The organism is Acinetobacter pittii (genome assembly GCF_034064985.1).
Classification (GTDB): domain Bacteria; phylum Pseudomonadota; class Gammaproteobacteria; order Pseudomonadales; family Moraxellaceae; genus Acinetobacter; species Acinetobacter pittii_H.
In genome coordinates this window covers 1,331,479-1,346,624 of the sequence record NZ_CP139249.1, presented here as the reverse complement: position 1 = coordinate 1,346,624, position 15,146 = coordinate 1,331,479, and the positions used below count along the sequence as shown (strand labels likewise).

Below are 15,146 nucleotides of genomic sequence, written 5' to 3'. Positions count from 1 at the left end.
GTGGACGTTATCTTATTACAACGCATTAAGAACCTTGGTAAATTAGGCGATAAAGTATCAGTTAAAGCTGGTTACGGCCGTAACTTCCTTATCCCTCAAGGTAAAGCAGTTGCTGCTACTGAAGCTAACACTGCTGCTTTTGAAGCTCGTCGTGCTGAACTTGAGAAGCAAGAAGCTGAAGTTTTAGCTGCTGCTCAAGCACGTGCTGAACAATTGAACGAAGTTAATATCGTTATCACTGCTAAAGCTGGTGACGAAGGTAAACTGTTCGGTTCTATCGGTACTCGTGACATCGCTGACGCATTAACGAATGCTGGTCTTACAGTTGACCGTGCAGAAGTTCGTTTACCAAATGGTGCGCTTCGTCACACTGGTGAATTCAACATCGCAATTCAATTGCACCATGATGTTGTTGCAGAAGTTCTCGTTACTATCGTATCTGAGTAATTTCTCATCAAAAAAAGAGCATGCTTTTGCATGCTCTTTTTTTATGTTTCAAATTTTAAAATAAGATATATTAATTCCTGATCAGTTCTTTAGTTTAATTGGTTTTTTAATTAGGTAGTTTATTTAATTTTGTTTTAAGATAGTTCTCGGCTTTACAGCCTCGTTGTGTACACCCTTCTTTATCATCAGGTCTAATTATGTCTCAGGCGAATGCCACTTCTTTAGCGCTTTCATCTCCAATAGAAAATAAAACGAGTGAATCAGGCCAACTTAAAGAGTTTCGCACTCCCCCACACAATTTAGCCATTGAGCAGGCTGTTCTGGCTGCTTTGATGACAGTTGCCGAATCCTTTGAGCAAGTCAACGATGTACTAAAAGAAAATGATTTTTACGCGACTCGTCATAAATATATTTTTCGTGCAATCGAGAAATTAGCACAAGAAAACTCACCCTATGATGCTGTCTTAGTAAGTGACTGGCTTCTAAAACAAAATTTACTTGATGCTATTGGTGGCGAAGAATATTTAATGCAGCTCATGGCTGATTCACCATCAAGTTTCTACAACTTAGAAACCTATGCCACTAAAATTAAAGAATTTTCTACGCTTCGTAGCATGATTAAAGTTAGTACTGAAATCTTACAAAATGCTTATGACACAAAAGGTCGTGGTGTTAGTGAAATTTTAGACTTAGCTGAAACAAGTATTTTCTCTTTAGCAGAACAACACAATAATAATAAAAAAGATGCAGGTCCTAAATCTATTAGTTCTGTTACCGCAGACGTTATTAGTAAGCTAGACGAGCTTTCAAAATTAGACGGCAATATTACAGGTTTAACTACAGGTTTCTTAGAACTTGATAATAAAACATCGGGTATGCAACCTGGTGACTTAATTATTGTTGCTGCACGTCCATCGATGGGTAAAACTACCTTTGCCATGAATTTGGTTGAAAGTGTTTTGCAATATAACAAACTACCTGCCCTAGTATTTTCGATGGAGATGCCAGCAGACTCGATTGCGATGCGTCTTATTTCTGCAATGGGTAAAGTTCATCAAGGACATTTACGCTCTGGTAACCTCGATGCAGATGAATGGACCAAGGTAACTGGTACAATTTTGCAGCTTCAGCAAATGCATTTGTATATTGATGACTCATCTGCTCTACCTCCAACTGAACTCCGTGCCCGTGCCCGCCGCGTTGCCAAAATGCATGATGGTAAAATTGGTTGCATTATGGTCGATTACTTGCAGCTTATGAAAGTTCCAGGTATGGGTGATAACCGTGTAGGCGAGATTTCAGAAATTTCTCGTAGCTTAAAAGCACTAGCGAAAGAAATGCAATGTCCTGTTATCGCACTTTCCCAGCTTAACCGAAGTCTGGAAAACCGTCCAAATAAACGCCCTGTAATGTCTGACTTACGTGAATCCGGTGCGATCGAGCAGGATGCCGACTTAATTATGTTTATTTACCGTGATGAGGTTTATAACAAAGAATCGAAAGAAGCCGGCACTGCAGAAATTATTATTGGTAAGCAACGTAACGGTCCAATTGGTTCAGTCCGTCTTGCCTTTGAAGGTCAATATACTCGATTTAGTAATCTCTCTCCTGAGTATTACAGCCAATATGATGATGAAGAATAAACTCTATCTCTAGCCCAAAGGAGTAAATGAGGGTGCGCCAAGCAACAGTTTATATTGATCGCAATGCACTTCAATATAATTTAAACCGTGTCAAACAACTCGCAACAAATTCAAAAATTGTAAGTATGGTGAAAGCTAATGCTTATGGACATGGAATCAAAGACTGTTTAGCAGCCTTAAATGCCTCAGATGCCTTTGGTGTCGCCTGCCTACAAGAAGGTTTAGAAATTCGTGAACTCGGATTTCAACAACCTGTTACTTTAATTGAAGGGGTATTTTCTGAAGATGAAATGCCAATTGCAGTTGAACAAAAATTTGAATGTGTGATTCACCATCAACAACAATTTGAATGGTTAATTAAACACAAACAATCCTACATTACTCAAGGCTTAAAAGTCTGGGTTAAGCTTAATAGCGGCATGAACCGTTTAGGCTTTAAAGTTACTGAAATTATTGAAGTTATTAAAACTTTAAAAGCCGAAGGATTTACCTGTGTGCTGGCGATGCACTTCGCAAATGCAGATGTAGACCACCCGCTTAACGAACAACAAAAGCAACAATTTTTACAAGTTAAACAAGCTTGTGATCCAGTTTTAGCATCTTGCTGTAACTCTGCTGCTATTTATAAATGGCCAGAATTACATTTTGATTATGTTCGCCCGGGTATTATGCTTTACGGTGCTTCACCTTTTGGGGATCAAACAGTCCATAATCTTGACTTAAAACCAGTAATGACTTTTTCAGCAGAAGTCATTGCCCTAAACCATATTCAATCTGATGAACATGTCGGCTATGGTTCTACTTTCTGCGCAAAGCAAGCCATGGATATCGCCATTGTTTCTATAGGGTATGGTGATGGTTATCCACGCGCTTATATTAAACAAAACTATGTCGCTATTGATAAACAGCTCTGCGCAGTTGTAGGGCGAGTGAGTATGGATATGCTTGCAATTGACGTAACAGGTCTGCAAGTGAAATTAGGGACACCAGTTGAACTCTGGGGCTCATACCGCCCCGTTGATGATGTTGCGGATGCAAACGGAACGATAGGTTATGAATTACTCTGCCGCCTAAGTAATCGCCCTACTCGTAAAAGCAATTAAATAATAAAATATAAAAAATCCAAGCTTGCTTGGATTTTTTATTTAAAAATTCAATATCTTATCGCCAGTAATCATCTGTTGGTTTTGGCATTTCTTGTAAACCGCGACGTAGAGTATCTGACCATTGCCGACTAATTTGTGAAAAATAGGGATCATCTTCTGTAATTCGTTTTCCCATCGGAATAACAAAACTATCTTTCTTATAAATCAATGCATCAAGTGGTAAGCCAACAGATACATTTGAACGTAAAGTTGAGTCAAAAGAAATCAGGCTACAACGTAATGCATCATCTAATGGCATTGCATAATATAAAGCTCGATCTAGAATCGGTTTGCCATATTTACTTTCACCAATTTGAAAATAAGGTGTATCTGTCGTCGCACAAATAAAATTGCCTTGTGGATAGACATTATAAAGCTGCATGTCACCACCTTTAATCTGTCCACCAACTAAAATACTACAGGCGTAATTCATTTGTTCTTGAGTGTCTGAACTAATATCCTCTAAAACAGCTTTTAAAGTTTTTCCTATCAGTTCGGCTGCCTCAAACATCGTATTAACACTATACAAATTAGGCTCTTGCTGCAAAGTAAGCGCATTTTGCAAATGACCTATAACAGCTTGTGTTGTTGCTAAGTTGCCTGCTGTTTGCAACGCCATAAAGCGCTCTCCGGTAACGCCGAAAGTATGCAATTTTCGGAACACAGAAATATGGTCAACCCCTGCATTGGTTCTTGTGTCACTGATAAACACTAAACCCTGTTCCAATCTTAGCGCACAACAATAGGTCATCTCATTCTCTTTACATTCAACATGCCAACACTTGAACCACAGACATCATGTTCTCAACTCCACCTTGCTCTCTTACACCACGAATAGGTGCTACATCGAGATAGTCACGTCCTACAGCAAGGTAAATATGATGTTTGGGTGTAAACAACTGATTGCTTACATCAAAACAATACCATTGATTTTCTAAAAATACTTCCGCCCAAGCGTGACTGGCAAGGTGCGGATAGTTTTGATCAAATAGATAACCCGAGACGTAACGTGCAGGTAATTGTAACGCACGGCACATCGCAATTAAAATGTGCGCATGATCTTGGCATACACCTTGTCCAGCATGAAATGCTTCGATCGCAGTTGTCTGAACCGAAGTACTTTCAGGCTGATAAAGTATTTTCTGTAAGATATATTCACTTAATAATGCAATATGTTGTCGGTCTTTAGTCACCACAATATTTTTTGCAAAGTCCAACATTTCCGTATCACATCGGGTTGCACCTGTCATCTGTAAAAACAAATTAGTAGGTGTAGAGAGATTTACACAACCCATTTCCACATTCTGAAGCTCAACAATTCCTTGAGCCATGAAAGTTAGATGTTGGTATGAATAACGCTGACTAGCCGTCATCCATACATTATTAAATATATCTCTTTTGATGGTTTTATCGCCTGGCACACTAATTGCCCAATTCATAACATGTTGATGAGCCGATGTTTGAGGCATCATTTTAATATACTGAATGCTATTTCGAGCAGTTTCAGTATAGCTATAATGCGTTTGATGATTAACCATCAATTTCATAATCAGCCCTCAAACATATTTTCCAACTGCTGTGTAAAAGTATAGTAAGCGTCCCACGTAAGTTGCTGCTTTAGCGCTTGCCAATTTTCATTTATATTTTCCCAATTCAAATTAGCGAGCTGTTGCACCACTATATCTAGCTCTGATATGAGAACAGATAAATCTTCTCCAAAACGCAGTTCTATATCAAATTGCTCTATTTTTTGGCCTAAATGCAAAAATAAACGAACGTCTTCATGTTCCGCTTCTAGTATTTGCGTGCATTGTTCGACTGCTTTACTCAATGCATCAGGTTGAGCTTGAAGCGTATTAATCACATTATTTAATTCTGCATAAGCATGTGATGACAAAATACCTCTTAGTTCCTGAATATTATCTTTAGCAATAATGAGCTGGTTCAGTAATGAAAATGTTTGCTTCTTGTCTAACATATAGTGATTTAGTAATTCAGCATTTTCTATCACCAAACCAAATGCTGCTGCAAATCTTGTTGCTTTCTCATCTTCTGTAAAGGGTAAATGAGAGGCTGCAAATTTAACTCGCATCAAATATCGACCCAACCAATATATTTGATGCGCACTCGAATTGAGTAAAACCATAAAGTTCCTCTTTAACCCACAATCAGGAATGTAATGTTTCGACAACCCATGTATCTTTTATACCACCACCTTGAGATGAATTTACGACCAAAGAGCCAGCTTGCATGGCCACGCGTGTTAAACCACCAGGTACAATCTCTGTACGATAAGGTGAGCTCAACACGAATGGACGCAAATCAATATGACGCTCAGCTACTCCTCCCGTAGTTAAAGTCGGAGCAACAGATAAAGCCAAAGTAGGTTGTGCAATGTACATATGAGGCATAGCTATTAACTTTTTTCTAAATTTATCAATTTCGCATGAGCTTGCTTTAGGCCCGATCAACATGCCATATCCACCTGAGCCTTGTGCTTCCTTAACAACCAATTGATCCAGATTAGAGAGTACATAGTCTAAGTGTTCTTCTTTACGGCACTGATAAGTAGGTACATTTTTTAGGATTGGTGTCTCATCCAAATAATATTGGATCATTTGGTCTACATAAGGATAAATAGATTTATCATCTGCCACACCTGTTCCAGGTGCATTTGCAATTACTACATTTTTCTGCAAATAAGCAGACATAAGACCTGCTACGCCTAAAGCACTGTCTGGTCGAAATGCTAAAGGATCTAGAAAATCATCATCTAAACGGCGGTAAATTACGTCTACTTTTTGACGCCCACGAATAGTTTTGACAAATACTTGATCATTTTCTACAAATAAATCTCGATTTGTAACTAATGGCACATCCATTTCACGCGCTAGAAAAGCGTGCTCATAATAAGCACTATTAAAACGCCCTGGTGTTAGCACCACAATAAAAGGTTGATCAGCAGGAGAATTTTCTTGCAATATTTCTTTTAAAAGTTTTGGGTAATGCTCAATCCCTTGTAAATTATTGGCTGTACATAGCTCAGGCATTAATTTCTGGCTAATATTTCGGCTCTCAATCATATAAGACACCCCAGAAGGTGTTCTCAAATTATCTTCTAATACAAAAAACTCCCCTTCACCATCACGGATAATATCGATCCCACTAATTTGTGAATAAATTTTCCCCTTTAAAGAATGTTTAAGCATATGGGGCTGGAAAGCATCATTTCCCATAATTTGTTCTTCGGGAATGATTTGTTCTTTTAAAATATGTTGTCCATGATAAATATCATCTAAGAAATAATTTAATGCCTTAACACGCTGTGCACAGCCCGCGGCAATTTTTTCCCATTGCTTTTTCTCGATTACTCTTGGAATTAAATCGAAAGGTATGGTGCGCTCCGCTCCTTCTTTATCACCATAAACATTAAAGGTAATCCTATGATAAAGAAAATGCTGCTTCGCCTGAGCATTTAGCTCTTTCAACTCATCTAAAGTACGGATGCTCAACCATTGTTCAATTTTTTTAGAAGCTGCACCATTTGACGTTACATCATCAAGCATCTCATTAAAGAACTGTGATTTTAGTTGTTCAAAGAGATTGGTTTGCACAGAAATATGTTCTAAAAAAGAGGTTGGGTTAATGAGTGCTGTTGTTGTCTGCTCTTGTATAAAAAAATCATTATCTAGATGTAATTCATGCTCTTGTTCTGACATAACCACCTCGTCTTATCATTTATCTATATTTCATTTTTAAATAAGCAATTTCAGTGCCACTTATATATCTGTAATACTTGTACGGCATCATTGTTATAACTTTCTTCTAAATCTTATCATCCTTTGTCCAACGGGCTATAAACTGAATCTGACAAACTTGCTAAATCTGTAAAGATTTTTTATTGTGTTGACACCAAAGCAATTGGATATAGATGTATTACGCTTATGTCTGTAATAGAAAAAGAAACTTCGAATAGTTTATATCGCCAATGGCAGATCTTGTCTCGCCTACCCACCGGTAAATGGATTGGGACTCGAGAATTGCAAGAAATGCTTGAGCGCGAAGGTATTGAAATCAGTTTAAGGACTATTCAGCGTGACTTAAATCAAATTGCTCAGCGTTTTCCGATAGAGAGCAATAAAGCCGTACCTCAAGGTTGGCGGTGGCAATCGGACGCTCCTATCCAGAGTTTACCTCACATGACAAGTTCTCAAGCGGTAACCTTTATGATGGTTGAGGAGCACCTTAAGCACTTACTTCCTCCAAGTCTGCTTGATGAGATGGGCCCATGGTTTGATTTAGCTAAACGTAGTCTCTCTACTCAAAATAATGTAAGACAGTGGATTAACCGTGTACGTATTGTTCCTGCAAGTCAACCCCTTATTCCACCTGTAGTGGATCGTGCCGCTCAGCAGGCAATTTATGAAGGTCTACTACAAGACAAACAGATTGAGTGTGTTTATCGGGCCCGTGTAAACCAAGGCGAAGATAAAACTTATATTTTAAACCCTTTAGCTTTGGTACAAAAAGGTGCAGTCATTTATTTAATTTGCACACGACATGACAAAACTGAAGTGCAAACATTTGCTCTGCACCGTTTTAAATCAGCAAAAGTATTAGATAGTCGTGCCCTACATCCGGTCAATTTTGATATCGATCATTATATTGATTCAGGCGCTTTAGGCTTTAGAGTGGACTATAACCAGCCAACTGAATCAATTCAGCTCACCTTAACCATGACAGAACAAACTGCGAAAACTTTTTATGAAAGTCAGTTGAGTAAAGACCAAACGATTACTCCACTTGAAGAAAATATTGTAGAAGTTACAGCTACCGTACCTTTTACATCTCAACTGGTGTGGTGGCTACGTAGTTATGGTAAGAAATTACTGCATATTGAGCCAGTTCAAGTACACAACGCTGTACGTGAAATTGAAACTGATAGTAAGTAGATATAAAAAAGAGAACCATAAGGTTCTCTTTAGATTTTTAATTATAATTTTCTTAATTTTATATTCTTCTTATATTTTTACTTGTTTTCAGATCAAGATGTTCTCCCCCACCAAAACTGATCTGCTCTTTCTTTTGCGCTATTTTGAACATGAGCATTGGCATGCCATTTCATATCCATTGTAGCGAATTGATTTCATTGTCATGGTTAAAGCCCTCTTGTTTGAACGTGAATTCAATATAACTGGCGGCTTAAAATATGTGAAATAAGAAAAAAAGGAAGCGAAATCTCTTTTCTTCCTTAGGAAGTTTCCATATATTTTTTGAACAGAAATAAAAAAGCCCAGTTTTAACTGGGCTTTTTTACACGCTTAAATAATTAAGCCGTTTTTTTCGTCATATTATTTTTACGAATCGTGATCATTACAAGTTGAACAGCTGCTGGCGTAACACCAGGAATACGGCTTGCTTGCGCTAATGTTTCTGGAAGCACTGTTTTTAATTTCTGTGTAATTTCGCGTGATAATCCAGACACAACATCATAATCAAAATCGGCAGGAATTTTAGTTTCTTCCAGACGCTTTAATTGAGCAACATCTTCATGTTGACGGTTAATGTAACCTTCATATTTCACAGCAATTTCGATTTGCTCACCCACTTGTTCTGAAACTTCAGAACCAGTAAGTTCTGCAATCTGACCAAAGCTAATATTAGGGCGTTTAAGCAAATCAATTGCGCTACATTCTTTACTTAAGTCAGCACCCGTCATCTCAACGAATTTTTTACCCATAGGGTTATTTGGTGCTGCCCATATATGTTGTAAACGAGAGGTTTCGCGCTCAACCGCTTCCATTTTTTCACAATAAGCAGCCCAACGTACATCATCAACCAAACCAAGTTCACGACCAATAGAAGTTAAGCGCTGATCCGCATTATCTTCACGCAACATCAAACGATATTCAGCACGTGAGGTAAACATACGGTACGGTTCTTTAGTACCTAACGTAATGAGGTCATCAACTAGCACACCCATATAAGCTTGGTCACGTTTAGGTGTCCACTCTTCTTGCTCCCACGCACGGCGTGCAGCATTTAAACCTGCAAGTAAACCTTGAGCACCAGCTTCTTCGTAACCTGTTGTACCATTAATTTGACCAGCGAAATACAATCCATGAATCGCTTTAGTTTCGAGGGTAAATTTCAAAGCTTGCGGATTGAAATAATCATATTCAATTGCATAGCCTGGACGTAAGATATGAGCGTTTTCCATACCACGAATTGAGCGTACAAGCTCGAACTGAACATCGAACGGTAAAGAGGTCGAAATACCATTTGGATAAAGCTCATGTGTATCTAGACCTTCTGGCTCCAAGAATACTTGATGTGAGTCTTTATCAGCGAAACGGTGAATTTTATCTTCGATTGATGGGCAGTAACGTGGACCTACCCCCTCAATAACACCCGTATACATTGGTGAACGATCTAAACCACCGCGAATAATGTCGTGGGTTTTTTCATTTGTATGCGTGATATAACAGTTTACCTGTTCAGGGTGCATAGAAGCATCACCCATGAATGACATGACTGGAGACGGGAAATCACCCGGCTGCGGAATCATCACAGAAAAGTCAACTGAACGTGCATCAATACGTGGTGGAGTACCGGTTTTTAAACGACCAACAGGTAGTTTTAATTCACGTAAACGCTGAGCAAGTGCAATAGAAGGAGGATCTCCCGCACGACCACCGCTTGATTTTTCTAAACCAACGTGGATTACACCGCCCAAGAATGTACCTGTAGTCAACACAACAGTTTTTGCATCAAAGCGAATACCCATTTGGGTAACAACACCTTTAACGGTATCGCCTTCAACAATCAGGTCATCAGCTGCTTGCTGGAAAATATCAAGATTCGCTTGATTTTCCAAAGTATCACGGATAGCAGCTTTATAGCGCACGCGGTCAGCTTGAGCACGTGTTGCACGCACAGCTGCACCTTTACGCGAATTTAAAATACGGAACTGAATACCACCTTTATCAGCAGCTAAAGCCATTGCACCACCAAGTGCATCAATTTCGCGTACTAAGTGAGACTTACCAATACCGCCAATTGCTGGGTTACAACTCATTTGGCCCAAAGTCTCAATGTTATGGGTCAAAAGCAAAGTCTGTCGTCCCATACGCGCAGCAGCAAGGGCCGCTTCCGTACCTGCGTGACCGCCACCGATAACGATAACATCATAAACTTTAGGATAGTGCATGAGTACAAAAACACCAGAAAAAAAAGACGGAACATTATAGCAAAATTATCTGCTTATTGATGTACATAATTACAAAATTGTCTTCACATAATTTACGCTACGCCACATGATTTGACATTTTGTTTCATGAATTCAATACAAAGTGAATGTTTTTAAAATTAATTCATCTTAGAATAAAAAATGTACAGCACTTCTATGACTTTAAAATTAACGCAACGAGAAGGAATACAAAATGAAAACGACCATGTTAAAAATCTTAACTGCATCTCTAATTTGTTTTTCAGGCGTAACTTTTACCCATGCTGCTGACACGAGCAAAGCCGAAACGCAAAAACAAATTCGAGTCTGCGCAAAAAAACAGCAAGGTGAATGGGTCTCTTACAATCACAACGGCGTAACCTTTAACGGTACTTGCCAACCAAATGAAAATGGCAAGTTACAATTTAAGGCCCCTGCTCCTTAATCTGTTTTTATACAAGGTTATAGTAGAAGTCATTCATTTACCGCTATATCTCATCAGTATTTTCAAAGACGGTCCATTAAAGATGGGCCGTTTTCTTTTTTAAAATGGTCTAGTCCGCTACAATACGCCTTTAAATAAAATTTTTAGGTCCTTTTCGTGAAGTGGTTACAAATACACATTACCGTTGATCAAGAACAAGTTGAGTTCACAGAAACACTTTTAATGTCTCTAGGTGCGGTAAGCGTAACGCTGGATGATGCTGAAGATCAGGCTTTACTTGAACCATTACCAGGTGAGACACCTTTATGGAATAAAGTGATTGTGACAGGCATCTATCAACAAGACGAACAAGACCCAATTGATGTCGACACTTTAGAAGCTTTCTTAAAAGCTCAACTTCCAGATGTTCCTATGCGTCATGAAGAACTTGAAGATCAAGTTTGGGAACGCGCGTGGATGGATTACTATGAGCCAATTCAGATTGGGGAAAAGTTCTGGATCGTACCTGAATGGCTAGAGCCACCAGAAGCAGACGCAACTAACATTAAGTTAGATCCAGGTCTTGCGTTTGGTACAGGTAATCACGCAAGTACTTTCCTATGCTTACAATGGCTGGGTAAAACTGACGTTAAAGATAAAATCGTGATCGATTATGGCTGTGGTTCAGGCATTTTAGGCGTAGCAGCTTTATTATTAGGCGCTAAAAAAGTATACGCTACCGATATTGATCCTCAGGCTGTTTTAGCAACAAAACAAAATGCAGAGCTTAATGGTGTATTAGATCGACTATATGTAGGTCTTCCTGAAGAGTTTGATCAAGAATTCAAACCTAAACAAGCTGATGTTTTAGTTGCAAACATTTTAGCAGGACCTTTAATGATGCTTGCGCCTGAGTTTGCAAATTTAATTAAATCTGAGGGTGAGTTCGCACTTGCAGGTGTAATTGAAGAGCAAGCTGCTGATGTTTCACGTGTTTATTCTGAATTTTTTGATATATTAGATGTCGAAAAGCGCGAAGAAAACTGGTGTCGCATTTCAGGAAAACGTAAAAAAATAAATTGAGACTTTTAACTCATGAATGAAAAACAAACCCGCTGCCCTAAGTGTTTAACAGTTTATAAAGTATCTCTTACTCAATTAACTGTTGCTCAGGGTATGGTTTGTTGCCCAAAATGTAATTCGAGTTTTAATGCATTAACCAATCTGATTAATATTGAACAGCCAGCCATGGTTAATTCATCTACTTTAGTTAATGGTTCAATGCAAACACGATATATGACACATTCACACGTGTTAGATATCTTTGACCAAAAAGTTGAGAACTCTAATATTGATCTATTAACCTATCTCAACAACTTAAATTACTTTCATAATGAACCTATTAATGCTTTACCAAACCTTAATTTGGCTGAGCAAGTATCCCCACAAGAACAAGACAACAATAAAAAACATAGTTGGTTGTACTATACGCTCTGGAGCTCTGCCAACCTTATTCTGATTTTAGTTTTTACTTTCCAGATTCTCTGGTTTAACCCTAAACTCATGCATACAAGCCCTACCGTTAGTCATGCATTTAATTATGTTTGCCAAATACTGCACTGCAACAAATCAGCAGAACTGTATCAACTTATCCATATAGAAAAGATAAAAGTTCGTAGAGTTGATGCGAACCATACCCAATTCTCAGGCATATTACTTAATCAGAATGATAAAAGTATTGAGCTTCCTAACTTAAAATTGATTTTTGCGACAGAACCAAGCAAAACTGAAGAAATCATACTAACTCCTCAGCAATATTTAGTAGAGAACTTACGGGGTATTCAGCGCATTCCATCGAACACCCCTTACCGATTCCAATTTGAGCTAAACAAAAGCAAAAAAAGCCTAGTAAATTATCGATTAGAAATTGTCCACCCCTAAAATGTAAAAAAAGTGAAAAAAAAATAAAAAAAAATGCAGTTAATTTGCTCACTTTTTCCTAGACAATGTTATGATACGCGCCACGAAAGCTTTGACTCATATACTCCTCGCTCTCAATCCAAAAAAAATACTGTTAAGCATGTGTGCTTTTCTACTTTAAGCGCATAGCCTAACTTTTTTTGTTTTTGAGGGGGCTGTAACAAATATTTAATTATTGTTACGCTTATTTTTTATTCAATACGAAGAAATATGGCAAGCTAATTGTTCTTATGTTTTAGAGTCACTGTTTTAGGATCTAAAACAGGACTCCGTATTTTTAGACCACATTTATATACTACTTTACCCAAGTTAGTATTTGATTTTCGGATTAACTCGCATGAATAGCAAATCTCCTATTTTTACTGCACAATCTGATGTTGCTCTTCGCATCCACGTGGATCGCGCAGTTCGCCATTATTTTGCACAATTGCAAGGTGAGCAACCATCTCAGGTATATGACATGGTGCTAGCAGAAATGGAGAAACCTCTTTTATCTGTAGTTCTTGAATATACACGTGGTAATCAAACACGTGCTGCAGAGATTCTTGGACTCAACCGTGGCACTTTACGTAAAAAGTTAAAAGCTCACGGTTTAATGAGTGAATAAATGATAAAATGCTCACGACGTCGTGGGCATTTTTTTATGCTTATTGGTTTTAATCCGTAGACTTGAAATTGTTGAATTAAACATCATGACTATTAAACGTGCTTTGATTTCTGTATCTGATAAGACAGGAATTGTCGAATTTGCTCAAAACCTTGCAGCTCTAGGGGTAGAACTATTATCTACAGGCGGCACATACAAGTTGCTTAAAGATAATAATATCGCGGTTGTTGAAGTATCTGAACATACTGGCTTCCCTGAAATGATGGATGGTCGTGTTAAGACATTACATCCAAAAATTCATGGCGGTATTCTTGCTCGTCGCGGTTTAGATGAAGCAGTTATGGAAGAACACAACATCGATCCGATTGATCTTGTTGTTGTAAACCTTTATCCATTTGCTGCAACTGTTGCAAAACCAGACTGTACTCTTCCTGATGCAATCGAGAATATCGACATCGGTGGTCCTACAATGGTTCGTGCGGCTGCTAAAAACCATGCTTCAGTAGGTATTGTAGTTAATGCTTCAGATTACGACACTGTAATCAATGAATTAAAAACTGCTGGTTCACTTTCTTATGAAACGCGTTTTGATTTAGCAGTTAAAGCATTTGAACATACAGCTCAATACGACGGCATGATCGCTTCTTACCTAGGCGCTCGCGTTGGTAAGACCGAAGGCGAAGCTGATTTATTCCCTCGCACATTCAATACTCAATTGAACAAAGCACAAGATTTACGTTACGGTGAAAACCCACATCAATCTGCAGCATTTTATGTTGAAGCAAATGCAAAAGAAGCATCAGTTTCTACAGCAAAACAGTTACAAGGCAAAGAATTGTCTTATAACAATATTGCTGACACAGATGCAGCACTTGAATGTGTTAAATCATTCGCAAAACCTGCTTGTGTAATCGTAAAACATGCTAACCCTTGTGGTGTTGCTGTTTCTTTAGACGGTATTAAAGCTGCTTATGATTTAGCTTATGCGACTGATCCAGAATCTGCTTTCGGTGGCATTATTGCATTTAACCGTGAGTTAGATGTTGCAACTGCTCAAGCAATTGTAGAGCGTCAATTCGTTGAAGTGATTATTGCTCCAAGTATTGCTGATGGCGTGCTTGAAGTTACTGGCGCTAAGAAAAATGTGCGTGTTTTAGTATGTGGCGAGTTACCTGCAATTGATGCACGTGCACCGCAACTTGACTACAAACGTGTTAATGGCGGCTTACTTGTTCAAGATCAAGACTTGGGCATGATCACTAAAGATGATCTTAAAGTAGTCACTAAGCGTGCACCGACTGAACAAGAAATTGATGACCTCATCTTTGCTTGGAAAGTTGCGAAATATGTAAAATCAAACGCAATTGTTTATGCTAAAAACCGCCAAACTATTGGTGTAGGTGCAGGTCAAATGAGCCGTGTTAACTCAGCTCGTATTGCTGCCATTAAAGCTGAACATGCTGGTTTGGTTGTTGAAGGCGCTGTAATGGCTTCTGATGCATTCTTCCCGTTCCGTGACGGTATTGATAATGCAGCTAAAGCTGGCATTAAATGCATCATTCAACCAGGTGGTTCTATGCGTGATGAAGAAGTAATCGCAGCAGCAGATGAAGCTGGTATTGCAATGGTGTTCACTGGTATGCGCCATTTCCGCCACTAATTTAAATTTAGT

At 38.5% G+C, this 15,146-nt stretch carries 14 protein-coding genes; 9 read left to right on the top strand and 5 right to left on the bottom strand.

Annotated features, from left to right (window positions below):
- From rplI to alr, 3 genes are all read left to right on the top strand, one after another.
- Complete coding sequence (gene rplI / locus SOI76_RS06480; RefSeq protein ID WP_000382591.1) at positions 1-447, top strand: 50S ribosomal protein L9; 447 nt, start codon at positions 1-3, stop codon at positions 445-447.
- A 197-nt stretch (positions 448-644) separates the two neighbouring features.
- Positions 645-2,090, top strand: a complete 1,446-nt coding sequence (gene dnaB, locus SOI76_RS06475) for a replicative DNA helicase (RefSeq protein WP_016140559.1) — start codon at positions 645-647, stop codon at positions 2,088-2,090.
- Between the two features lie 32 nt (positions 2,091-2,122).
- Positions 2,123-3,193: an alanine racemase gene (gene alr / locus SOI76_RS06470; RefSeq protein WP_104078952.1), complete on the top strand. Its 1,071-nt coding sequence runs from the start codon at positions 2,123-2,125 to the stop codon at positions 3,191-3,193.
- Positions 3,194-3,251: 58 nt separating this feature from the next.
- Here the strand turns inward: alr and SOI76_RS06465 are convergent, their stop codons facing one another.
- The 4 genes from SOI76_RS06465 to SOI76_RS06450 are packed head-to-tail and all read right to left on the bottom strand — an operon-like array spanning position 3,252 to position 6,954.
- Positions 3,252-3,986, bottom strand: coding sequence for a proteasome-type protease (locus SOI76_RS06465; RefSeq protein WP_016140557.1), 735 nt, complete (start codon positions 3,984-3,986; stop codon positions 3,252-3,254).
- A 16-nt stretch (positions 3,987-4,002) separates the two neighbouring features.
- Positions 4,003-4,782: a transglutaminase family protein gene (locus SOI76_RS06460; RefSeq protein WP_104078953.1), complete on the bottom strand. Its 780-nt coding sequence runs from the start codon at positions 4,780-4,782 to the stop codon at positions 4,003-4,005.
- 2 nt (positions 4,783-4,784) lie between these two features.
- Complete coding sequence (locus tag SOI76_RS06455) at positions 4,785-5,381, bottom strand: alpha-E domain-containing protein (protein ID WP_057074515.1); 597 nt, start codon at positions 5,379-5,381, stop codon at positions 4,785-4,787.
- Positions 5,382-5,403: 22 nt separating this feature from the next.
- On the bottom strand, positions 5,404-6,954 hold the full coding sequence (locus tag SOI76_RS06450; RefSeq protein WP_104078954.1) for a circularly permuted type 2 ATP-grasp protein: 1,551 nt from the start codon (positions 6,952-6,954) through the stop codon (positions 5,404-5,406).
- A gap of 225 nt (positions 6,955-7,179) precedes the next feature.
- On the opposite strand from SOI76_RS06450, the gene SOI76_RS06445 reads away from it, so the two are divergent.
- Positions 7,180-8,187: a helix-turn-helix transcriptional regulator gene (locus tag SOI76_RS06445; RefSeq protein WP_205668364.1), complete on the top strand. Its 1,008-nt coding sequence runs from the start codon at positions 7,180-7,182 to the stop codon at positions 8,185-8,187.
- 377 nt (positions 8,188-8,564) lie between these two features.
- Here the strand turns inward: SOI76_RS06445 and mnmG are convergent, their stop codons facing one another.
- Positions 8,565-10,445, bottom strand: coding sequence for a tRNA uridine-5-carboxymethylaminomethyl(34) synthesis enzyme MnmG (gene mnmG / locus SOI76_RS06440; protein WP_104078955.1), 1,881 nt, complete (start codon positions 10,443-10,445; stop codon positions 8,565-8,567).
- 232 nt (positions 10,446-10,677) lie between these two features.
- Here mnmG and SOI76_RS06435 point away from each other — a divergent pair, with 232 nt between their 5' ends.
- From SOI76_RS06435 to purH, 5 genes are all read left to right on the top strand, one after another.
- The gene (locus SOI76_RS06435) at positions 10,678-10,908 is read left to right on the top strand and encodes a hypothetical protein (RefSeq protein ID WP_000859008.1); all 231 of its coding nucleotides are present in this window, start codon (positions 10,678-10,680) and stop codon (positions 10,906-10,908) included.
- Between the two features lie 156 nt (positions 10,909-11,064).
- Positions 11,065-11,970, top strand: coding sequence for a 50S ribosomal protein L11 methyltransferase (prmA, locus tag SOI76_RS06430; RefSeq protein ID WP_104078956.1), 906 nt, complete (start codon positions 11,065-11,067; stop codon positions 11,968-11,970).
- 12 nt (positions 11,971-11,982) lie between these two features.
- Positions 11,983-12,828, top strand: a complete 846-nt coding sequence (locus tag SOI76_RS06425) for a zinc-ribbon and DUF3426 domain-containing protein (RefSeq protein WP_104078957.1) — start codon at positions 11,983-11,985, stop codon at positions 12,826-12,828.
- A gap of 376 nt (positions 12,829-13,204) precedes the next feature.
- Positions 13,205-13,474 carry a DNA-binding transcriptional regulator Fis gene (gene fis, locus SOI76_RS06420; protein WP_001086304.1) on the top strand — a complete coding sequence of 90 codons (270 nt, stop codon included), beginning with the start codon at positions 13,205-13,207 and terminating at the stop codon, positions 13,472-13,474.
- Positions 13,475-13,559: 85 nt separating this feature from the next.
- Positions 13,560-15,134, top strand: coding sequence for a bifunctional phosphoribosylaminoimidazolecarboxamide formyltransferase/IMP cyclohydrolase (purH, locus tag SOI76_RS06415; RefSeq protein WP_025465553.1), 1,575 nt, complete (start codon positions 13,560-13,562; stop codon positions 15,132-15,134).
- The last annotated feature ends 12 nt before the right edge of the window (positions 15,135-15,146 follow it).